This is a genomic window from Streptomyces chryseus (assembly GCF_014650755.1).
Classification (GTDB): domain Bacteria; phylum Actinomycetota; class Actinomycetes; order Streptomycetales; family Streptomycetaceae; genus Streptomyces; species Streptomyces chryseus.
Window position 1 is genome coordinate 242821 of record NZ_BMVO01000004.1, and the last position, 21297, is coordinate 264117.

The 21297-nt window shown below is 72.2% G+C and carries 18 protein-coding genes; 9 read left to right on the top strand and 9 right to left on the bottom strand.

Translation table 11 applies throughout. The features are described from left to right. Positions 1-56 precede the first annotated feature (56 nt). The gene (locus IE185_RS10135) at positions 57-830 is read right to left on the bottom strand and encodes an MHYT domain-containing protein (protein ID WP_138896870.1); all 774 of its coding nucleotides are present in this window, start codon (positions 828-830) and stop codon (positions 57-59) included. Positions 831-997: 167 nt separating this feature from the next. Here IE185_RS10135 and IE185_RS10140 point away from each other — a divergent pair, with 167 nt between their 5' ends. Then, on the top strand, positions 998-1612 hold the full coding sequence (locus tag IE185_RS10140; protein WP_138896869.1) for a class I SAM-dependent methyltransferase: 615 nt from the start codon (positions 998-1000) through the stop codon (positions 1610-1612). 30 nt (positions 1613-1642) lie between these two features. On the opposite strand, the gene IE185_RS10145 is transcribed toward IE185_RS10140, so the two are convergent. Then, positions 1643-2545 carry an oxygenase MpaB family protein gene (locus IE185_RS10145; RefSeq protein WP_138896868.1) on the bottom strand — a complete coding sequence of 301 codons (903 nt, stop codon included), beginning with the start codon at positions 2543-2545 and terminating at the stop codon, positions 1643-1645. A gap of 98 nt (positions 2546-2643) precedes the next feature. Between IE185_RS10145 and IE185_RS10150 the strand changes: the two genes are divergently transcribed. Continuing rightward, a complete protein-coding gene (locus tag IE185_RS10150) occupies positions 2644-2952 on the top strand; it encodes a hypothetical protein (RefSeq protein ID WP_138896867.1) in 309 nt (102 codons plus the stop codon). A gap of 82 nt (positions 2953-3034) precedes the next feature. After that, positions 3035-3850 (top strand): hypothetical protein, encoded by an 816-nt coding sequence (locus tag IE185_RS10155; protein ID WP_138896866.1) that lies wholly within the window; start codon positions 3035-3037, stop codon positions 3848-3850. Between the two features lie 15 nt (positions 3851-3865). Here the strand turns inward: IE185_RS10155 and IE185_RS10160 are convergent, their stop codons facing one another. Together IE185_RS10160 and IE185_RS10165 are read right to left on the bottom strand one after the other, a co-directional pair. After that, a complete protein-coding gene (locus tag IE185_RS10160) occupies positions 3866-5530 on the bottom strand; it encodes a hypothetical protein (RefSeq protein ID WP_138896865.1) in 1665 nt (554 codons plus the stop codon). Positions 5531-6882: 1352 nt separating this feature from the next. After that, entirely contained in the window at positions 6883-7245 is a 363-nt protein-coding gene (locus IE185_RS10165) for a hypothetical protein (protein WP_189715012.1), read from the bottom strand. Positions 7246-7463: 218 nt separating this feature from the next. On the opposite strand from IE185_RS10165, the gene IE185_RS10170 reads away from it, so the two are divergent. After that, positions 7464-8834, top strand: a complete 1371-nt coding sequence (locus tag IE185_RS10170) for a tannase/feruloyl esterase family alpha/beta hydrolase (protein ID WP_138898757.1) — start codon at positions 7464-7466, stop codon at positions 8832-8834. Between the two features lie 9 nt (positions 8835-8843). Here IE185_RS10170 and IE185_RS10175 read toward each other — a convergent pair whose 3' ends face one another. From IE185_RS10175 to IE185_RS10185, 3 genes are all read right to left on the bottom strand, one after another. Beyond that, entirely contained in the window at positions 8844-9386 is a 543-nt protein-coding gene (locus IE185_RS10175) for an MOSC domain-containing protein (RefSeq protein WP_138898758.1), read from the bottom strand. Positions 9387-9459: 73 nt separating this feature from the next. Beyond that, the gene (locus IE185_RS10180; protein WP_138898759.1) at positions 9460-9642 is read right to left on the bottom strand and encodes a tail-anchor membrane protein; all 183 of its coding nucleotides are present in this window, start codon (positions 9640-9642) and stop codon (positions 9460-9462) included. Between the two features lie 118 nt (positions 9643-9760). After that, positions 9761-10831 (bottom strand): fatty acid desaturase family protein, encoded by a 1071-nt coding sequence (locus IE185_RS10185; RefSeq protein ID WP_138898760.1) that lies wholly within the window; start codon positions 10829-10831, stop codon positions 9761-9763. A 245-nt stretch (positions 10832-11076) separates the two neighbouring features. On the opposite strand from IE185_RS10185, the gene IE185_RS10190 reads away from it, so the two are divergent. The 5 genes from IE185_RS10190 (at position 11077) to adh (ending at position 18852) form a co-directional block, all read left to right on the top strand. After that, positions 11077-12327 carry a GAF domain-containing protein gene (locus IE185_RS10190; protein WP_138897482.1) on the top strand — a complete coding sequence of 417 codons (1251 nt, stop codon included), beginning with the start codon at positions 11077-11079 and terminating at the stop codon, positions 12325-12327. Positions 12328-12546: 219 nt separating this feature from the next. After that, a complete protein-coding gene (locus IE185_RS10195) occupies positions 12547-14016 on the top strand; it encodes an aldehyde dehydrogenase family protein (protein WP_138897483.1) in 1470 nt (489 codons plus the stop codon). After that, entirely contained in the window at positions 14004-15608 is a 1605-nt protein-coding gene (locus IE185_RS10200; RefSeq protein WP_138897484.1) for an APC family permease, read from the top strand. Before IE185_RS10195 ends, IE185_RS10200 begins: the two co-directional genes overlap by 13 nt. 21 nt (positions 15609-15629) lie before the next feature. Further along, positions 15630-17219 (top strand): GMC family oxidoreductase, encoded by a 1590-nt coding sequence (locus IE185_RS10205; protein WP_138897485.1) that lies wholly within the window; start codon positions 15630-15632, stop codon positions 17217-17219. A gap of 109 nt (positions 17220-17328) precedes the next feature. After that, positions 17329-18852 (top strand): aldehyde dehydrogenase, encoded by a 1524-nt coding sequence (gene adh / locus IE185_RS10210; RefSeq protein WP_189715014.1) that lies wholly within the window; start codon positions 17329-17331, stop codon positions 18850-18852. Positions 18853-18897: 45 nt separating this feature from the next. On the opposite strand, the gene IE185_RS10215 is transcribed toward adh, so the two are convergent. Next, the gene (locus tag IE185_RS10215) at positions 18898-20190 is read right to left on the bottom strand and encodes a benzoate/H(+) symporter BenE family transporter (RefSeq protein ID WP_138894806.1); all 1293 of its coding nucleotides are present in this window, start codon (positions 20188-20190) and stop codon (positions 18898-18900) included. After that, the gene (locus IE185_RS10220; protein ID WP_138894805.1) at positions 20150-21274 is read right to left on the bottom strand and encodes an aminotransferase-like domain-containing protein; all 1125 of its coding nucleotides are present in this window, start codon (positions 21272-21274) and stop codon (positions 20150-20152) included. The genes IE185_RS10215 and IE185_RS10220 overlap by 41 nt, the downstream gene beginning before the upstream one ends. Between the last annotated feature and the right edge of the window lie 23 nt (positions 21275-21297).

The following is a 21297-nucleotide window of genomic DNA, read 5'->3' on the forward strand; positions in this document are numbered from 1 at the left end:
TTCCGGATACGGGGTCGTGCTGCGTAAGGGACGGTGCTGCGAGCGCCGGCGCCGTTCTAGGGAACGGCCTCTTCGGTCGACCGCTCCGCGGAGGCGTAGGCGGCGCGTTCGCGTGCTGTGGGCGACAGTGCGACGAAGGCGGCGGTGAGGAAGAGGTACGACCCGAGCCCCACGGCCAGGGGGAAGACGAACTGCATGGCCGTGGCCCCGGGAAGGTCCCTGGCGGAGGGGCTGACCTGGACGCTGACCGCGGCCATGCCCGTGTAGTGCATGCTGCTGACGGCCGCTCCCATGACCAGCGAGGCGACGGCGACCGCGACCGGCGACTGGATGTTCAGGGCGGCCCACAGGGCGGCGGTCGCGGCGACGACCGCGATGGCGACGGAGAGGCCGACGACCAGCGGGTCGTAGGAGACGGCGCCGTTGAGGCGCAGCGCGGCCATGCCGAGGTAGTGCATGCTCGCCACGCCGAGGCCGGTGGTGAGACCGCCCAGGAGCAGCGCCCTGCCCCGGTCGCGGCCGTAGCCGACGGCGAACACGCCGACGCCGACGACGAGCATGGCGACGATCAGGCTGAGGACGGTCAGGGGAACGTTGTAGTGGATCTCGGTGCCGGTGACGCCGAAGCCGAGCATGGCGACGAAGTGCATCGTCCAGATGCCGGTGCCGAGGGCGGACGCGGCGGTGATCAGCCAGTTGCGCCGGGAGCGTCCGCTCGCTCCCAGCGCGCGGACGGTGCACCGCAGGGCAAGAGCGGCGCCGATGACGGCCATCGCGTACGACAGCACGGGTGTCAGCCAGCCGAAGGTGGCGTGGTCCAGGTGTCCCATGGCCCAGAGACGCTAGCCCCGCGAGGGGCGCATGGTGGGAGCGCATTTCGAAAGCTGCCCGAATATGACAGAGATACGTTCCCGAACGATCGGCCTGCGGTCGAACATGCGCGCCGCATCTGCGGTGCAGCGGCCGGAGCGCGCAGACTTCGAGGCAGGATGTGCGTATGGCCAATGACTGCACGCACGACGACCACACCCACGTACAGGAGTTCTTCACGGCCCGCGCCGCGGACTGGGACTCCCGTTTCCCGGACGACGGACCGGCGTACGCCGCCGCAGTGGCCGGCCTGGGGCTGCGGGCGGGCGACGCCGTGCTGGACGCGGGCTGCGGCACCGGCCGCGCGCTGCCTTTCCTGCGCGACGCCGTCGGTCCCGGGGGCTCGGTGCTGGGCGCCGATCTGACGCCCGCGATGCTCGAGGCGGCCGTCGGCGCGGGCCGCCATCGCGCCGCTCAGTTGCTGGTCGCCGACGTCGCCCGGCTGCCGGTCCGGACGGGCGCGCTGGACGCCGTCTTCGGGGCCGGTCTGATCTCGCATCTCGCCCGGCCCTCGGAAGATCTGCGCGAGCTGGCCAGAACGGTACGGCCCGGCGGCCTCCTGGCGCTGTTCCACCCCGTGGGACGTGCGGCCCTCGCGGCCCGTCAGGGGCGTCAGATCACACCGGACGACCTGAGGGCCGAGCCCAACCTCCGCCCGCTGCTCGCGGGTTCGGGGTGGCTCATGACGTCGTACACCGACGAGGACGACCGGTTCCTGGTGCTGGCCGTGCGCAAGGACTGAACCGGGAACCGTGCCGTCCGCGCCCGGCGGTCACTCGGCGGCGGCCGCCGGGCGCGCGATGTGCGGGACCGGGCAGCCCCCGGCGCCGGGAGCCGGGAACGTCCCCAGGTCCGCGACGGTGTAGCCGTCGGGGTACCCCTTGATCTCGGGGTTCTGCCGGGCGTAGTGCGGCTTGGTACGCGGCGGGAGCAGCCGCACAGCGCGGGCACGCAGCCGCAGGGCGCCCCTGACCACCGCGCGGACGGCGGGCGCCGGAGGGTCGTAACGGAAGGCCTCCAGGAGCGTGTCGTCGAGGAGTGCGAGGGCGGCGCGGCGCACCAGCGGCGCGAGCGGGCGCGGATACCAGGACGCCATGAGCGCGAGCGTCGCGTCCGAGACCTCGCGTGCCCCCTCGTCCCAGCCGAAGTGCTCCGCCTCGTAGGTGTCGAGGCAGCGCTCGAACTCCTCGAAGGACCGCGGGATGTCCTTGATACCCAAGTGCCGGCCGAGCGCGCCGTAGTAGGCGGCAGAGGCCCGCAGTTCGTGGTCGCTGAGGCGTCGCCAGCCGTAGAAGTCGAGCCAGCGCTTCGGCATGACGACGAACGTGCACAGCACGTAGCGCATGTCGTCGTCGCTGATGTCGTAGCCGCGGTGCATCTGGTTGACGCGCCGGAGGGCGGTGCGGCCTTCCTCGGTGTCGAATCCGTGCTCCACGACGGTGTCGAGGAGCAGCGCGGTGTCGTCGTAGCGCTTCTGGGAACGGTCGGTCAGCTCGGCCGTCCGGGCGAGGAGGCGACCGATGGAGGGGACCGCGTACGTGCGGTACAGCGCCAGCTCCAGTGCGCGCGAGTGGTCCCAGGGGAACTCGTGTGTCCAGGTGAGCCGGTAGATCGTCAGGAAGTCCTTGTCCGGGTCGAGACGCTGGATCTCCTTGAGCCGGTCGTAGCGCTTCAACGCTCCGTCCCCCTTCTGTCGCCCGGTGTCCAACTCTACGTTGGGAGAGCACACATGGGAGTTCCGTGAACGCATCACGCAGAGGGAAGGCGGTCCACGTGTTCGACGGCGCATGGGACAGACTCCGCAAGCTCTTCGGACCGCGTACGGGCGGTACGGCCGGCGCGCCGCGGGCGCGCCGGGAGACGCGTCAGCACAACATCTTCGAGGCCGCCGCGGTGTACGTGGCGGCGTGCGCGGAGGACGACGAGCGCCGTATCGAGGAAGCGGCCGGCTGGGTGTCGCCGGAAGCCCTCTCCTTCGGTGTCAACGAACTGGCCTGCCGGGCGGTGATCGCGCTCGCGCGGGAGCGCGGCGAGTCGCCGCAGAGCGTGGCACGTACCCTCCTCGGCCTCCCCGCCGCCTGATCCGCTCGTTACCTCGTGGACCTCGACGACGGGGTTACTCACTGGTTAGGGTGCGCCGACGACCGATCCGAAGGAGGGTGCCGTGACCGGGCCGGACACCGCCAGCAGTGCAGAGGACGCCGAGGACGCACTGTTCGTGCTGACCGCGGTGCTGCTGACCCCCGCGCAGTTCCCCAGCGTCCTCGGGGACGACTACCCGCAGGCCTGCGCGGCGCTCGGTCTCGAACCGTACGCCGAGGGGTACGGCCTGGTGCTCGGCCAGGACGGCACGGGCGCGCGGTGGACCGTCGTGATCGACGACGTGTCGCTGGTGGCGGTCGCCATCGCGTCCTGGGACTGCGGGATGGAGTACGACCTGTCGCCCGACGAGCGCACGGTCGTCGCCGGGCTGCCCGGCTGGCCGCTCCCCCTGGCGGTGGCCGCTCCGGGCATACCGGACCCGCACGACCCCGTTCCCGGGAACGGCCCGGACGGCGCGTACGAGCCGTCCCTCCTGTCGCCGCCGGACACCGACACGTGGGGGCCCGCCCAGCGGCGGCTCGGCGCCGACGAGATCGCGCTCCAGTGGGCGGCCTGGCGCGAGCAGATCGACGACGAGGAGACGTTCGCCGGTGCCGGTGGGACGCCGGCGCACTCCGGGGTGCGGCGGGTGATCGAGGAACTGCACGGGTACGTCGAAGCTCCGCCGCCGCCGGGACGGGTGCGCTCGACGTTCGCGTCCGGCGAGGCCCGCACCCTGCGGGCCGACGGCCCCGGCTGGTCCGTGGTCGCCAGGACCGACGACATCGCCTTCGTGCTGCTGGACGACGAACCGGGCGAGGTGCTTCCGGTCGGCCGGGGGCCCGAACTCCCCGGCCTGCTGGAGGCGCTCGACAAGATCGCCGTACGGCCTGCCTGACGGCCGCCCCCGCGGTCAGTGAGCGTTCCCCGGAACGACGAGGAGCGCTTCCACGGACGTGTCGGGGTCCGGGTGCTCGCGCAGGGCCGCCAGTTCCCCGGGCCAGGGATCCTGCCAGCCCGTCGCACGGCCGACGGCGCTCACCAGGGCGAGCGCGAGCCTGCCCGCGGCTGGTGAGCCCTGGCCGCGCAGCGAACGCGACGCGTCGAGGGCGGCGGCCACGGGGCCGGCGCGGCCTGCTTCGAGGTGGAGCGAACCGTTCGGCGACAGCCTCTCGGGGCGCTTTCCGATCAGCTCCAGCAGCCGGTCCCAGAGCGCGGGCGCCGCGTCTGCTCGCCGTATCGCGCACAGAGCCGCTTCCTGGGCCAGGGCGACCGCCCGGCGGAGCAGCCCCGCCGTCACGAGGGCGTCGATCGCCGAGTCGGTGACGGCCCGCAGGTCCGCGTCGTCCTGCCGGGCGGCCAGCGTCTCGGCGCAGGCGTCCAGGCGACGCAGCGCGTCGGCTCTGATCTCCGTGTCGTCGGAGCCCGCTCTGTGCAGGAGCGTGCGGAACGCGCTCGCCATGAGGGGCGGGGTGTCCGGCGTCAGGGGCAGGGACACGAGCTGCCGTACAGCCTCGTTCCACACCTTGCAGGCCCGGGCGGGATCGACGGCGATCTCGGCGAGACGGCGGGCGAGGTCCGGGGCGCCCTCGGGTCCGGCCTGCGCGGGCAGGGCGCGGCAGGCGTCCACCACGGTGTCGTCGTCCCCGTCCCGCAGGAGGCCGACGAGGAAGGCGGTGTACGCGGCGCGGTTCCCGGGAGGCACCGTGGGAGCCCGCCTGCCGAGCACCGCCTCCCTGACCGCCGGTTCCCGCATCGCGGCGGACAGCCTGTCCGCGACCTCCGCGCGGTCGACGGCGCGCGTGAGGATCGGCGCGATGACGGCCCGTACGTCCCGGTGCTGGGCCGGTTCGTCCCAGGCGGCGAGGAGCGCTTCGAGGACGGCTGTTCCGGTGAGCGCGCCGAGCGCCCTGGCTGCCTCCTTCCTCGTGCCGACCGGGTTGGCCGGGTTCCGCACGAGGGGTGCGAGCAGTGGGACGGCGTGGCCGTCCGGTACGGCGTCGAGCAGCCGGCGCACGGCGGTCATGGCGGCGCGCCCGCGGACGCCGCCCGTGCCCGCGTGCCGCAGGAGGGTTTCCAGCAGTTCCGCGGTGACGGGACCCGCCGCGCAAAATGTGCCGAGACTGCCGAGCGCGGCCGCCGCCACCGGGTGGGGCGCGCTCCCCGCCAGGGCGATGAGCTCTTCGGGCGAGCCGACGAGCGCGGCGGCGTCGGCCCGCTCCCGCAGGGGGACCTGTTCGTCGGACGCGACGGAAGCGAGATACGCCGCCCACTGGCGGCGCTGGCGCGGCAGCCAGCGGCCGGTGTCGGCGGGTCGCAGCCGGGGCGCCCAGGGCTTGGCGCCGGGACGGACGCGCCCGTGCAGGCCGTCGCGGGCCGCGGCCCGGAGGACGTCGTCGAGCAGGTCGGTGCGGCGGGTGGCGAGCGTACGCAGCACCTCGGGCACGGCGGCGAAGGACGGGTCGAGGCGTACGAGTTCGGCGCAGCGCCGCTCTCTGGTCGCCGGCGGTCCGATCCACACCGCCGCCGCACGGGAAGCGACCTCGGGGTCGTCGAGCTCTTCCGCGGTACGCCGCATCTGCGCTTCAGGGCGGGGAGGTGCGGCAGGTGGGGAGCGAGGAGTTCGGCGAGGGACACGAGCGTTCCCGGGAGCGTTCGTTCTCCGGCCGCCACCGAGGACCACACGGAGCGTGCCGTACGGGCGTCGACGCGCAGGGGTGTGCGGGGTCCCTTTCGCCTGGGGTCGGCGAGGACGTGGCAGAGCAGCCGGGCGGCGAAGGCGGCCCGGCGGTCGTCGCCGCGCGAGGCGGCGCTCCCCGCGGTGCGGCGCAGCCATCTCTCCGCGGCGGCGAGGGTGGGGCCGGTGGAGTCGCGCGACTGGACGGCGGTCATGACCGCGTCCCGCAGGACCCGGTCCTCGACCGCCGCGAGGAGGTGTGGCGGTGCTTCGGCCAGCTGGGCCAGAGCGCCGTGGCGTACCTCGTCCCGGTCGTGCCAGGCGCGTTCGCAGGACGCCGCGATCCGGGCGTACTCCTGCGGGTCGCCGTCGAGTTCGGCGCTGGCGAGCAGAGCGGGCCAGGCGAACAGCCTCAGGTGCAGCCGATGGTTTGCTGTCTGCTCGCGCAGGATGGGTTCGGCGACCGCGAGCGGCAGACCGGCGGCGGCCCGCCGGACGGTCCGGCCGCTGCGCCGCGGCTGATCGGTCCAGGGCGCCAGGAAGGCGGCCCTGTCGTCGGGCCGCAGCGCGGCGACGGCGGCGAGGTCGGACAGGAACGTGCGGCGTGTGCACGTGCTCGCCGTGCGTTCCTCGACGGCCCGGCGGCGCGCGTCGGGTGGCAGCAGCTGGAGCAGCGCGTCGGGGGACACCTGGCCCGGTCCCCCGTGGCGCCTGAGCGGTGCGGCGGCGTGGCAGTGGCGCACGAGTTCCGTTCGGTCGCGGAGCGGCAGCGCCAGAACGGCGCGTTTGACCGAGGGAGGGAGCCGGCCCGGCGTGAACCGCAGTGTGCGCGGCGTGCCGTCGGGTTCGGGTGGGGCGGCCCGGAGGACGCCGAGCACCCCGGCGGGGTGGCGCAGCAGGGCCACCGCCGCCCGTGCGCCGATCAGACCGGGGGCTTCGCGGAGCAGCGACAGCCCGGCGTGTGCGTCGCGATCGGCGACCGTGGTGGCGATCGACAGGTGGATGCGTACGTAGCGTTGGCGCTCGGGGCCGGTGTGGGCCGCGTACCCGTCGGCGAGGCGGGCGGCGACGGCGGCGGGGGCGGTGCGTGCCAGGGAGGTGAGGACGCCGGCCAGGGGTTCCAGGCGCGGGAGCCAGGTCGCGGCTGTCCGGGCCGAACAGGCGGTGAGCAACCGCGCCGCCTCCCGGGGGGCCGTGCCGTTCGTGGACGCGCGGCAGCAGGGCGTCGGCGAGTGCGGTGCGGCGCCCCGCTCTCAGTACCCGGAACGTCTCGTGGCGCACGGCACCGGTGCCGTGCAGCGCGAGCGCCGTGAGGGCCTGTTCGGGCAGGGGCAGGCGGAGAGCGCACGGCGGCGCAGGAGCGGATCTCCGAGAGCCGTGCAGACGGCGTCCGTGTCCCGGCGCACCACGGCGAGGAAGAGGGCCATGTGGCGTTCCTCGGCGTCCCCGGCGTCGAGGACGGCGTGCAGCGCGGCGTAGGCGTCCGGGGCGAGTGCTCTGCCGTACCGGGCGAGTGCGGCCCTTCGGGCGGGGAAGGGCAGGGGGGCGAAGTGGGCCCTGAGCCATGCGGGAGTCAGCGGCTGGGGCCGGGCGTGCGGGGCGTCGAATGTGGCCATCAGCGATCACCGAAGGATCGTGAGGCCCCCTTTCCGGTCTTCATGCGCTGATCCTCCAGCGAACTGATCAACGGGCAAACACTTTTCGTGGACGGCACCCATGTCCGCGCCGCGCGGCGTGTGGGCCGGGCCCATGGCCGTACCGGGCCGAACGGCAGCACGATGTGGCGCTGCGCCCCTCTTCTTTCCGCACTCCCGAAGTGAACCGGAGGCTTCCCATGCGCCCGTCCAGAGGCGTCCCGCTCGTCGCCGCACTGCTCATGGTGCTGACCACCACCGCCTCCGCGGGCGCCGCGGCCCGCGCCCCCGGGGCCGGTGCGTGCGTTCGGCAGGACCGTCCGTACGTCCCGGGGGCGGAGCATCAACGCGTCGCCTGCCTGCCGGACCTGACGACGGCAGGGCTCGCCGGCACGGCGTACACCGACATGGCCGACCAGGCGGGACTGTCCGCGAAGGGAACGAGGAACCCTTCGGGCGTGCCCGGCACGCAGGTCGACGGTTACTTCCCCGACGACTCACGCTTCAACACCACCCACGGGTGGCGGCACGACGCGCAGTTCGTCATCCGGATGCCCGATCGCTGGAACGGCGGTCTCGTCGTCACGGGTGCGCCCGGAACGCGCAAGCAGTACGCGACCGACACCCTCATCTCCGACCAGGTGCTGGCGCAGGGGTACGCGTACGCGGCGACCGACAAGGGGAACAGCGGTCCGGACTTCTACAACGACGGCCGGCGGCCCGGGGACGCCGTGGCGGAGTGGAACCGGCGCACCACGGAACTGACGCGCGCGGCCCGCAGGACCGTCGAGCGGTGGTACGGACACGCGCCCCGGCGTACGTACATGACGGGCATCTCCAACGGCGGCTACCTGACCCGCTGGCAGTTGGAGAACCATCCGGAGCTCTACGACGGCGGGGTGGACTGGGAGGGCGCCCTGTGGACCGCCGACGGCGGAGGTCTCCTCGGGTCGCTGCCGGTCACCGTGGCCCGCACCCTCGGCCGGGCCGACGACGAGGACCTCCTGAAGGCCGGATTCGCGCCGGGCTCGCGTTTCCTGTGGCCGTACCACGAGAAGGCGTACTGGGGCCTGACGCAGAAGGCCTACCGCGCGGAGTTCGACCCGTCGTACGACCCGTCCTGTCCCGGGTCCTCGGCCGGTACGACGCTGCCGGAGATCCTCGCGCCCTGCGCCTCGGACGCGGAGTACGACTACGCCGCGCGCCCCGGCTCCGTACACCGCGCGGTGGGGCGGGTCGCGCTGACGGGACGGATCGGGCGGCCGCTGATCACTCTGCACGGCGACCTCGACACGCTGCTGCCGATCGCCACCGACTCGGATGTGTACGAGCGGATGGTGACGCGCCGGGGCCGCTCCGGGCTGCACCGCTACTACACGGTCGAAGGGGGCACCCATGTCGACTCGCTCTACGACACCCATCCCGACCGGCTGCGGCCCATCCTGCCCTGCTACCGCTCGGCGTTCGGGGCGCTCGCCGCGTGGGTGGAGGAGGGCAGCGCTCCGCCCGCGGACCGGACGATCGCCAGGCCCGCGGGCGGTGATGTGGTCAACTCCTGCGCGCTGAGCTGAGCCGGAGGCTCAGACACGCTCCAGGGGACGGTGCGGTTCGGCGGGCAGGACGATCTCGAGCCGGTCGCCGGGCCGCACCACGCCGCCCGCCTTGACGACGCCCATGATCCCGGCCTTGCGCACGATGTTGCCTTGCGCGTCCCGCCCGACGACCTGCTTCAGGAGGCCGTCCTGGAACGCGTCGATCTGCCGGCAGGGGTTGCGCAGGCCGGTGACCTCGATGACGGCTTCGTCACCGATGTGAAGCAGGGTGCCCTCCGGCAGTCCGAGCAGGTCGATGCCGCTGGTGGTGATGTTCTCGCCGAGCTCCCCCGGCTGGACGGTGAAGCCCTCGCGGCGCAGCTCGTCGAAGAGTTCCCCGTGGATGAGGTGGACCTGGCGCAGGTTCGGTTGGGTGGGGTCCTGTGCGACCCGTGAACGGTGCTTGACGGTCGTTCCGGCGTGCACGTCGCCTTCCACACCGAGACCCGTCAGGAGCGTGACGCTCCCACGGTTCGGCTTGGTGAACGTGTACTCGCCGTTGCTGCTGACCGCCGTTACTGTGCCGCCCATGGTGCACAAGCCCCCGTCCGTGCCGGTACTCGATCTGCGACAGACCCTATAACCGGCACGGTTCCGGTCCGGCTCAGCGGCCGATCTGCTTGCGGGAGACCCCGCGCAGCCTGCGGCGCTGCGAGTTGTCCAGCAGCAGGTACGCCGCGACGGGGACACCGATCATGACCAGCAGGGCGGGCCAGAACCCGACGAGCCAGATCAGGGCGACCCCGACCACAACGCCACCGGCGGCGACCTTCGCGCTCTTCGACATCTTCGACGCCTCCTTCGCGGCTGTTGCCGCTTCATGCTCCACCAACGTGCGCGCCCGCGCCACAGTTCCGCCGCTCGGGCCGCTGCCTGCTGCAGCCGTCCCCGCCGGCCGGCGGCGGTCAGGCCGGCCAGCCCCGGTCGCTCCTGCCGGTCCCGTCGGCCCTGAGCGGCGCACCGACGTCGTGCATGTGCGTGAGGGCCTGCCGGTACGAGTCGATCAGTCCGGTCTCCGTGTACGGCAGCCCCTGCTCCTCGCAGTGGGCGCGCACCAGCGGCTGGACGAGGCGGAGGTTCGGACGCGCCATGCTGGGGAAGAGGTGGTGCTCTATCTGGTAGTTCAGACCGCCGAGGAACCAGTCGGTCAGTAGCCCGCCGCGTACGTTGCGTGAGGTCACGACCTGCCGGCGCAGGTGGCCCCAGCGCTCCCCGTCCGGGTCGGGCATCTCCATCCCCTTGTGGTTGGGCGCGAACGCCATTCCGAGGTGGAGGCCGAACAGCGCGTGGTGCACGAGGGCGAAGACGGCGGCCTTGCCCGGCGACATGACGGCGAGCAGGAAGGCGAAGTACCCGACGAGGTGGACCACGAGCAGGGAGCCCTCCGCCACGCGGGCGCGGACCGGCTGGCGGCGCAGGTACTGGAAGCCGGAGATCTTCAGGGCGATGCCTTCGAGCAGCAGCATCGGGAAGAAGAGGCGTGCCTGGTTGCGCGTCAGCCAGCGGGCGAAGCCCTCGCGCTGTTCGGCCTGCTTCCGCGTCCAGACCAGGGCCCCCACGCCGACGTCCGGGTCCTTGTCGATGTGATTCGGGTTCGCGTGGTGGCGTACGTGCTTGTCGTTCCACCACGCCTGGTTCATGCCGAGCAGCAGGTTGCTGTGGACGAGGCTGATCACCAGGCTCACCCTGCGGTCGCCGGTTATCTGCGCGTGGCCCGCGTCGTGGCCGACGAAGGCGGTGCGGGCCCAGAGCACGGTCAGCGGCAGGGCGAGCGCGAGGGCCCACCAGGAGTCGCCGACGAGCACCAGGCCTGCCACAACAGCCGCCAGGGCGAGCAGATTGGCGGCGATGCCCAGCGCGTACCGGCCGGTGCGTCGCTCCAGCAGTCCTTGGTCCCTGGCGCTGCGCAGAAGCGGGGCGAAATCGCTCCCCGGGGTGGCTGTCGTGGGTTCCGCGACAGCGGCGGCCTGGGGCATCTGGTTCTCCGGTCTGTAGGACCTGGCTGAAACGTGCTCTGAGCTGACGAAACTACGCGCCGGGTCCCTTGATGACCATGGTGTCAGCACCCGGGTTCCGGTGGTGCCTGCACCAGATGCCGGGGGTGGGGCCAGCCGCACCCCCGGCCGCCCCCACAGGACCTCGACCGGACCGCCCCAGGCCTCCCCCCGCGCGTGGTTGCCGGGCCGCTTCTCCTCCGTCACGATGGCCCGGGGAGGCCGGAGTGAGCGATTCATGGGTGGCCCTGGAAGCCGGCGCCGACCCCGGGGAGCGGATCGGTGAACTGCGCCGGGCCCACGAGGTGTTCACCGGCGAGGGACGGCTGGGGCGGCGCGTACGGTCGGTCGTCGGCGAGTCCTGGCGGCGTTCCGCGCGGGCCCGCGTCAGCCCCGACACGACGGCCTGTGTGGAGCTGACGGAGAGCGACCTCGGCGCGTACCGGGACGAGCACCCGCTCGCCCGGGTGATGCCCCTGTTCCGCGAACTGATGGGCGGCTTCGCGAGCGACGGCGAGCATCTGCTCGCGGTGTGCGACGCGCAGAGCCGGCTGCTGTGGGTCGAGGGCCATCCGCGGACCAGGCGGCGCGCCGGGCGGCTGAACTTCGTGCCGGGCGCCCGCTGGGCCGAGTGCGCCGTGGGCACGAACGCGCCGGGTACCGCCGTCGCGCTCGACCGGCCCGTCCAGGTCTTCGCCGCCGAGCACTTCAGCAGGCCGGTGCAGCCCTGGACGTGCGCGGCGGCTCCCGTGCACGACCCGCACACCGGGCGGCTCCTGGGAGCCGTCGACATCACGGGCGGGAACGGCCTCGCGCACCCGCACAGTCTGGCGTTCGTCCAGGCGGTCGCGTGCGCGGCCGAGTCGCGGCTCGCGCTCCTGGCGCCCCCTTCGCGCACCCGCCTGCGGCTCGGGGCGCTGGGCCGGGACGAGGCGCTGCTCGTCGTGGAGGGCCGCACGGTACGTCTCAGCCGCCGCCACAGCGAGATCCTGGTGCTGCTCGCGCGTCACCCGGAGGGCATCACCGGCGACGAGCTGCTTGTCGCCCTGTACGAGAACGAGTCGGTCACCCCGGTCACCCTGCGCGCCGAGTTGGCCCGGCTCCGCCGTCTGGTGGGTCCGGCGCTGGTCCTGTCCCGGCCGTACCGGCTCGCCGTACCCGTCGACACGGACTTCGCGGCCGTGGAGCGGCGCCTGGCGTCCGGTGCGACGACTGCCGCCATGAGCGCGTACGCCGGCCCGCTGCTGCCCGCCTCACGGGCACCTGCGGTGGTACGCGTGCGGGAGCGCCTGGCGGACCAGTTGCGGCACGCGCTGATCGCCCGTGCGGACCCGGCGCTGCTCGCGGACTGGGCGTACAGCTCCTGGGGCCAGGAGGACCTGCCCGTCTGGCGGTCCCTCGCGTCCGTACTGCCCGCGCCGCAGCGTCCCCCGGCGCTCGCCCGGGTGCGCGAGCTGGACGCCTGGCAGGGCGCGTGAGGGGGCGCCGGACGCGGTGCGCGGCGCGGTGTCCGGGCGGCCCCCCTTGCGCCGGATGAGGGCTTCCGTACTGCGAACCCCGCCGCGTCTCCTTAGTGTCGTACACGGACATGTCGTACACGCCGCGCACGGAGCGCTGCCTGCCGGTGGAGCACCGCACGGCGTGACCCGACGGGGCGCCGCCCGGGCGTCCGACGGCCGAACCCGGAGGAGCCCCCCATGCCGGAGCTGTTCATCGGTGGCACATGGACCGCCGCCGCCGACGGAGGGGTTCGCGAGATCCGTTGCCCCGCCGACGGTTCCCTGGTGGCCACCGTCGACGAGGCGGGCCCGAAGGACGTGGCGGCGGCGATCGCCGCGGCCCGCGACGCGTTCGACAGCGGCCCCTGGCCGACGTCCCCCGCTTCCGAACGGGGGGCGTTGCTGCTGCGCGTCGCCGCGCTGCTGGAACGCGACAAGGACGCCTTCGCCCGAGCCGAGTCCCTGGACACCGGGAAGCGGCTCGTCGAGAGCGAGTACGACATGGACGACATCGCGAACTGCTTCCGCTACTTCGGCAACCTGACGGCCTCCGGCGGCTCCGACCGGATCGTCGACACGGGCGACACCGGCGTGGACAGCAGGGTGGTGCACGAACCGGTGGGCGTGTGCGCGCTGATCACACCGTGGAACTATCCGCTCCTGCAGACCGCCTGGAAGGTCGCTCCGGCGCTCGGCGCGGGCAACACGTTCGTGCTCAAGCCCAGCGAGCTGACCCCGCACACCGCCGTCATGCTGATGAAGCTGCTGGCCGAGGCGGGACTGCCCGACGGGGTCGCGAACCTCGTCCTGGGCGCCGGGCCGACCGCGGGCGCGCCGCTGAGCGAGGACCCGCGGGTCGACATGGTGTCGTTCACCGGCGGGCTCGTCACCGGGCGCCGCATCATGGCGGCCGCCGCCCCGACGGTGAAGAAGGTCGCCCTGGAGCTGGGCGGCAAGAACCCCAACATCGTCTTCGCCGACGCCGACTTCGAAGCCGCCGTCGACTACGCGCTCATGGCGATCTTCCTGCACTCCGGCCAGGTCTGTTCGGCCGGGGCGCGGCTGCTGGTGCAGGACGAACTGCACGGCGCGTTCACCGGCGAGCTGGTGAAGCGCGCGCGGGAGATCCCGATCGGCGGCCCCTTCGACGAGAACGCCCGTACCGGCCCGCTGATCTCCGCCGCCCACCGCGACAAGGTCGAGGCGTACGTCGCGGCCGGCCTGGCGGAGGGCGCGGTGCTGCGCTGCGGCGGAGCCCGGCCCGACGACCCGGCGCTGCGGGACGGCTTCTACTACCTGCCGACCGTGCTGGACGACTGCACCCCCGACATGTCGGTGGTACGGGACGAGTCCTTCGGCCCCGTGCTCACCGTCGAGCGGTTCCGGGACGAGGCCGAGGCCGTCGCGCTCGCCAACGACACCGTCTACGGGCTCACCGGCGCCGTCTGGACGCAGGACGTGGCGCGGGGCCAGCGGGTGGCGTCCCGGGTGCGGGCAGGAACGGTGTGGATCAACGACTTCCACCCGTACGTGCCCCAGGCCGAGTGGGGCGGCATGAAGCAGTCCGGCTTCGGCCGCGAACTCGGCCCGGCCGGACTGGCGGAGTACCAGGAGGCCAAACACATCTGGCGCAATCTCGCCCCGACCCCGCAGAGGTGGTTCGCGTGAGTACGACCGCCGCCGGCAAGGGGCCGGAGGGCCCCGGGCCCGAGGGTGCCGCCCGTACCCAGACGCAGCACGACGACGACGCCCTGGGCGAGCTCGGCTACCGGCCGGAGCTCAAGCGCACCCTGGGCAACTTCCACACCTTCGCCGCCGGGGTCAGCTACATCTCGATCCTCACCGGCACCTTCCAGCTCTTCTACTTCGGCGTGTCCTTCGGCGGCCCCGCCTACTGGTGGTCCTGGCCGATGGTGTTCGTCGGCCAGTTCATGGTGGCCCTGTGCTTCTGCGAGCTGGCCGCCCGCTACCCCGTCGCCGGATCGGTCTACAACTGGGCCAAGGCCATGGGCGGCCCGCACGTCGGCTGGCTCGGCGGCTGGATGATGATGACGGCCACCATGGTGACGCTGTCGGCCGTGGCGCTCGCGTACCAGATCACGCTGCCGCAGATCGACGACTGGTTCCAGTTCGTCGGCGACGGCAGCGGGAAGACAGACGCGGCGGCCAACGCGGTGCTGCTCGGCTCGGTCCTGGTGCTGTTCTCGACCCTCGTCAACGCCTTCGGCGTCAAGCTCATGGCCCGGATCAACTCCGCCGGCGTGTTCATCGAGCTGATCGCGGCCGTCGCCCTGATCGTATTCCTCGCGGCGCACATCACCCGGGGCCCCAGCAGCGTCCTGACGGAGACGTACGGCCTCGGCAGCGGGCAGAGCCTCGGCTATCTGGGCGCGTTCCTGACCGCCTCGCTCGCCTCCGCCTACGTCATGTACGGCTTCGACACGGCGTCGTCGCTCGGGGAGGAGTCGCACAACCCCGGCAGGAACGCGCCGCGCGCCATCCTGCGCGCGCTCGTCGCGTCCTTCATCATCGGCGGTCTCATTCTGCTCTTCGCCCTGATGTCCGTACCGGACCTGGAGGCGGAGGAGCTGTCCACGGGCGGTCTCCAGTACGTCGTTCTGGAGACCCTCGGCTCGACCATCGGCGAGATCTTCCTGTGGGCCGTGGTCATCGCGATCACCGTCTGTGTGCTGGCCGTGCAGGCCGCCGGCATCCGGCTGATGTTCGCCATGGCCCGGGACAACAACCTGCCGGCGGGCTCGCGGCTCGCCCGGGTCAGCCCCCGGTTCAGGACACCCGTGGTGCCCGCCGTGCTGATCGGCGTGGTGGCCGTCGTCATCCTGGTGATCAACATCGACCAGCCGCAGATCTTCTCGGTGATCACGAGCATCGCGATCATCATGATCTACCTGGCGTACCTCCTGGTCACCGCTCCCATGCTGCTCAAGCGGCTGCGCGGCGAGTGGCACCCTGCGGAGGGCAGCTTCTCGCTCGGCAGGTTCGGGCTGCCGGTCAACATCCTCGCCGTGCTGTGGGGCGCGGCCATGGCGATCAACCTCGCCTGGCCGCGCGCCGAGGTGTACAACGCGACCGGGCCGCAGCACTGGTACCTGCGCTGGGGCGCGTTCCTCTTCATCGGCATCGTCGCCCTCGGCGGTTTCGCGTACTACTGGTTCGTGCAGCGGCACAAGACCGGCGTACTGGACGAGCACCGCTTCGAGGCCGGGGACTCCGCTCCCCCGCCGTCGGCCGCCCCGTGATCCGCTGACTCTGGAGACGCAATGCCCTCAGGAATCCCGTCGGACTCGTTCGACTACGTCGTGGTCGGAGGCGGTACGGCCGGAGCCGTCGTCGCGGCGCGGCTGACCGAGGACCCCGACGTCACCGTCTGCGTGGTGGAGGCCGGCCCGTCGGACGTCGGCGACGACAACATCCTGCGGCTGGACCGGTGGATGGCGCTGCTTGAGTCCGGCTACGACTGGGACTACCCGGTCGAACCCCAGGTCAACGGCAACAGCTTCATGCGGCACGCCCGTGCCAAGGTGCTCGGCGGCTGCTCCTCGCACAACTCCTGCATCGCCTTCTGGGCTCCGGCCGAGGACCTCGACGAGTGGGGCGCGCTGGGCTGCACGGGCTGGAGCGCCGCGGACTGCTTCCCGCTCTACCAGCGGCTGGAGACCAACGACGCGCCCGGTGACCACCACGGCCGCTCGGGTCCGGTGACCATCCGTACCGTGCCGCCGAAGGACCCGTGCGGAGCGGCGCTGCTGGAAGCGTGCACGGCCGCGGGCATTCCCACGACGCCGTTCAACACCGGGACCACCGTCGTGCGCGGCGCCCACTGGTTCCAGATCAACTCCCGCCCCGACGGCACCCGTTCGTCCGCCTCGGTCTCGTACCTCCACCCGGTCCTCGGCAGGCGGCCGAACCTGGAGGTCCGTACGGGACTGCAGGCCAGGCGGCTCCTCTTCGACGACGACGGCGACAGCGGGTCGGGCCCCACCGGCCGGCGCTGCACGGGTGTCGAGTACCTGCGACCCGACACCGTTCACACCGGCACCGTCACGGCCCGGCGCGAGGTGATCGTCGCCTGCGGCGCGATCGACTCGCCGAAGCTGCTGATGCTGTCGGGCATCGGGCCGGCCGGGCATCTGCGCGACTGCGGCGTGGGGGTACGGGTCGACTCCCCCGGCGTCGGGTCGCACCTCCAGGACCACCCCGAGGGCGTGATCATGTGGGAGGCGAAGCAGCCCATGGTCACCTCCTCCACCCAGTGGTGGGAGATCGGCATCTTCGCGGACACCGAACCGGGCCTGGACCGGCCGGACCTGATGTTCCACTACGGCTCGGTGCCCTTCGACATGAACACCTACCGGCGCGGCTACCCGACGACGGACAACGCCTTCTGCCTGACGCCGAACGTCACCCGGGCGCGCTCCATGGGAACGGTCCGGCTGCGCAGCCGCGACTACCGGGACAAGCCGAAGGTCGACCCCCGGTACTTCACGCACGAGCACGACATCCGGGTGATGACGTACGGTCTGCGGCTCGCCCGCGAGATCGCCGCCCAGGCTCCGATGGCCGAGTGGGCGGGGGCGGAGCTCGCGCCGGGCCCGGACGCGACGACCGACGAGGAGCTGTTCGCGTACATCCGCGAGACGCACAACACCGTCTACCACCCGGCGGGGACCGTGCGGATGGGCGCGGCCGACGACGCCGGATCGCCTCTCGATCCGCAGTTGCGGGTCAAGGGCGTGACGGGGCTGCGGGTGGCCGACGCCTCGGTGATGCCGTTCCTGCCCGCGGTCAATCCGTGCATCACGACGATGATGATCGGCGAGAAGTGCGCCGACATGATCAGGGCGACCTGAGCGGCCGGGTCCGCGCTCCGGCCGCCGCAACGCGGTCGCAACGTACAACCTCCTAACCTCGCGCCGAGTGCCGCCCGACGGCGGGCGGCGCCGGAGGGAGGCCACCGCGATGACCCGATACACCGCGCCCGGCAGCGAGGGCGCGATCGTCTCGTACGAGGCCCGGTACGACAACTGGATCGGCGGCGAGTACGTCGCACCCGTCCGCGGCCAGTACTTCGAGAACCCGAGCCCCGTGAACGGCCGCCCGTTCACGGAGATCGCCCGCAGCACCGCCGAGGACGTCGATCTCGCCCTCGACGCGGCGCACGCGGCCGCGCCGGCGTGGGGGCGTACGGCGGCGGGCGACCGCGCGAACGTGCTGCTGAGGATCGCCGACCGCATGGAGGCGCGCCTGGAGGAGCTGGCCGTCGCGGAGACCTGGGAGAACGGGAAGCCGGTCAGGGAGACGCTGGCGGCCGACATCCCGCTGGCCATCGACCACTTCCGGTACTTCGCGGGCGTGCTGAGGGCCCAGGAGGGGTCGATCAGCGAAGTCGACGACGACACCGTCGCGTACCACTTCCACGAGCCCCTCGGCGTGGTCGCGCAGATCATCCCCTGGAACTTCCCCCTGCTGATGGCGACCTGGAAGCTGGCTCCGGCGCTGGCGGCGGGGAACGCGGTCGTACTGAAACCTGCCGAGCAGACGCCCGCGTCCATCCACTACTGGATGAGCCTGGTCGCCGACCTGCTGCCACCGGGCGTCGTCAACATCGTGAACGGCTTCGGCGAGGAAGCCGGGAAGCCGCTGGCGTCCAGCCCGCGCGTCGCGAAGATCGCCTTCACCGGCGAGACCACGACGGGGCGGCTGATCATGCGGTACGCCTCCGAGAACTTGGTGCCGGTGACGCTGGAACTGGGCGGCAAGAGCCCCAACATCTTCTTCGACGACGTCTGGGGCGTCGACGACGACCTGCGCGACAAGGCCCTCGAAGGGTTCACGATGTTCGCGCTCAACCAGGGCGAGGTGTGCACCTGCCCGTCGCGCGCCCTGATCCAGGGCGGCCACTACGGCGACTTCCTGGAGGCGGCGGTCGCCCGTACGCAGCAGATCACGGCGGGCCACCCGCTCGACACCACCACGATGATCGGCGCCCAGGCCTCCAGCGAGCAGCTCCGGAAGATCCTCTCGTACATCGACATCGGGCAGCAGGAGGGGGCGAAAGTACTGACGGGCGGGCAGCGGCTGGAGCTGGGCGGGGACATGGCCGGCGGCTACTACGTGCAGCCGACCGTCTTCGAGGGCGACAACCGGATGCGCGTCTTCCAGGAGGAGATCTTCGGCCCCGTCGTCGCGGTGACGTCGTTCTCCGACTTCGAGGACGCGATGAGCACGGCGAACGACACGCTGTACGGCCTCGGGGCCGGCGTGTGGACGCGGGACATCAACACGGCCTACCGCGCGGGCCGCGCGATCCAGGCGGGACGCGTCTGGACGAACTGCTACCACGCGTACCCGGCGCATGCCGCCTTCGGCGGATACAAGCAGTCCGGCATCGGCCGCGAGAACCACAAGATGATGCTGGAGCACTACCAGCAGACGAAGAACCTGCTGGTGTCGTACGCGCCGAAGAAGCTGGGGTTCTTCTAGGAACAGCTTCTGGGAACAGAAGGAGGGCCTTCCCCTCAGCATCAGTCATCGTCGGGTGCGGGCCCGGTGTCGGAAGGTGAGCGTTCCGTGCGTGGCGAGGCCCAGAACGAGACCCCAGCACGCCGAGCCGATGCCGCCGAGTGTGACGCCCGACGCCGTGGTCAGGAACGCGACCACGGCCGCGTCCCGGCCGGACTCGTCGGCGACGGCTTGGGCGAGACTCGTGGAGAACGCGCCCAGGAGAGCCACCCCGGCAACGACCGCGACCAAGTCGGCCGGCAGTGCGGTGAACAGACCCACGAGGGCGGCCCCGCACACCCCGGTCACCAGGTAGAAGAAGCCGCATGCCACCCCCGCGACATAGCGGCGCCGCGGGTCGGGGTGCGCCTCCTCGCCGGTGCAGATCGCCGCGGTGATGGCCGCCAGATTGATCCCGTGCCCGCCGAACGGTGAGAGTGCCGCCGTGGTGAGTCCGGTGACGCCGATCAGCGTGCGATCGTCCGGGCGGTACCCGAAGGCGGTGAGGACGGCCAGACCCGGGGCGTTCTGTGAAGCCATGGTGACGACGGTCAGAGGGAGGGCGATGCCCACCATCGCCTGAAGCGAGAAGTCGGGAGCGGTGAACACAGGGACGGCCGGGGTGATGTCGCCCGCCGCGACATGAATGCCCGGTCCCGCGGCTGTCGCGAGCACAGCGGCGAACAGGGCACAGGCCACCGCGTATCTCGGTGACCACCGCTTGACCGCGAAGTACGTGACGAGCGAGGCGAGTACGGGGACGGGGATGCTGTCCAGTGCGGAGAACACACCGGCCCCGAAGGAGAACAGCACGCCCGCGAGCATGCCGGCCACCACCCCGGGCGGCACGCGCCGCATGGCCCACCCGAAGGCGCCGGTCATCCCGACCAGCGCCATGACCAGGCCAGTGACCAGGAACGCCCCGATCGCCTCGGCGTACGGATACGCCCCGAGGCTGCCGACCAGGACCGCTGCGCCCGGTGTCGAGAAGGCCGTGATCACCGGCATACGGGTCCGCCAGCTCAAGGCCGCGCACGTCACACCGCTGCCGACGCACGCCGCCCAGACCCACGACGCCGTCTGCTCGTTGCTGAGCCGGCCGGTGTCCGCCGCGGCCAGCACGATCATCAACGGGCCGGAACAGGAGACCACGACCGCGACCAGCCCGGCGAGGACCGCGGAGAGCGAAGCGTCGCGGACGACGCCGCGTCGTTCCGGCCCGCCGTCCCGGCCGGGCCGGCCGGCGGCGCCCGCCCCTGCGGGCACCGCCCCGTGTTCCTTACGCCGCTCGTCGAGCGGCAGCGGCGAGTCGCCGGACACCTTCCGCGAACTCCTCGGGATCGAGTGCCTGGAACGGCAGCCGCAGGAACGCGGTGCCGGAAGGAGGTGCGGAGTCCGCCGGGTAGAAGGCCGAACCACGTGTGAGGGCAAGGCCGTCGTTCCGCGCCGACGTCAGGAAGGACTCCTCGTCGGTACGGATCGGAAGGTGGACACTGATGTAGTAGCCGCCTTCCGGTACGCACAGATGGACCTCGCCGAGGGTCTGCCGTACCGCCTCGACGGCAGCGTCATGGCGGGGGCGCAGCAACTGCCGTACGTGCTCCAGGTTCTCCTGGACGAGACCGTTCGCAAGGGCCCGCGCGGCGACCGCCTGGAGCAACGGAGCCGGGGACAGATAGATGCTCTCGGCCAGGGCCGCGAGGGCTTGGGGTGCCCCGGGCGGGCCGATGACGTACCCGACGCGCAGGCCGGGACTGAGCACCTTGCTCAGCGAGCCGATGGTCAGCACCCGCGCGCCGTCGGTGGATTCGGCCAGTTCGCCCAGAGGTGTGGGGGCAGTGCCGCTGAAGCGGAGTTCCCGGTACGGAATGTCCTCCAGGATGGTGAAGCCGTACTCGGCGGACAGACGCACCAGTTCGCGGCGCTTGTCCTCACTCGTGGTGACACCGCTCGGGTTCTGGAAGTCCGGGATGACATAGACGAAGGCGGGGACCTTGGTCCGCAGGCGCTCCCTGAGGACGTCCAGGTCGAGACCGTCGTGCCGCAGGGGCACCCCGGACACCTGGGCCCCGTGCCGCTCGAAGATCTGCACCGCGCGGTCGTAGGTCGGTGCCTCGACCAGGACTTCGGGTGCGACGGTGTCGCGCAGCTCATGGGCCGCGAGCAGGTCGAGGGCCTGCAGAGAACCGTTGGTGACGAACACCCGGTCGGGATCGACCGAGTGGAACTTGCCGAGCTGTTCCCGGAGCTCCTGGTCACCGGTGTGGCGGCCGATGGGCGCGTACTGGAAGACCCGGTCGGGCTCCGCGGCCAGTACCGCGGAGGTGTGCTCGGCGATGGCGGCGGAGGGTATCGCGTCGAGTGGGGGGATGCCGCGAGAGAAGTGGACGGTCTGGACGGTCACAGGTCGTCTCCTTGGAGCGAGTG

Bases quoted from the DNA above. Each gene is read 5' to 3' on its own strand.
- IE185_RS10170 (WP_138898757.1), top strand. From the start codon at position 7,464: ATGCGCCCGTCCAGAGGCGTCCCGCTCGTCGCCGCACTGCTCATGGTG.
- adh (WP_189715014.1), top strand. From the start codon at position 17,329: ATGACCCGATACACCGCGCCCGGCAGCGAGGGCGCGATCGTCTCGTAC.
- IE185_RS10185 (WP_138898760.1), bottom strand. From the start codon at position 10,831: ATGCCCCAGGCCGCCGCTGTCGCGGAACCCACGACAGCCACCCCGGGG.
- IE185_RS10135 (WP_138896870.1), bottom strand. From the start codon at position 830: ATGGGACACCTGGACCACGCCACCTTCGGCTGGCTGACACCCGTGCTG.
- IE185_RS10165 (WP_189715012.1), bottom strand. From the start codon at position 7,245: ATGGCCACATTCGACGCCCCGCACGCCCGGCCCCAGCCGCTGACTCCC.
- IE185_RS10180 (WP_138898759.1), bottom strand. From the start codon at position 9,642: ATGTCGAAGAGCGCGAAGGTCGCCGCCGGTGGCGTTGTGGTCGGGGTC.
- IE185_RS10195 (WP_138897483.1), top strand. From the start codon at position 12,547: ATGCCGGAGCTGTTCATCGGTGGCACATGGACCGCCGCCGCCGACGGA.
- IE185_RS10205 (WP_138897485.1), top strand. From the start codon at position 15,630: ATGCCCTCAGGAATCCCGTCGGACTCGTTCGACTACGTCGTGGTCGGA.
- IE185_RS10140 (WP_138896869.1), top strand. From the start codon at position 998: ATGGCCAATGACTGCACGCACGACGACCACACCCACGTACAGGAGTTC.
- IE185_RS10160 (WP_138896865.1), bottom strand. From the start codon at position 5,530: ATGCGGCGTACCGCGGAAGAGCTCGACGACCCCGAGGTCGCTTCCCGT.
- IE185_RS10175 (WP_138898758.1), bottom strand. From the start codon at position 9,386: ATGGGCGGCACAGTAACGGCGGTCAGCAGCAACGGCGAGTACACGTTC.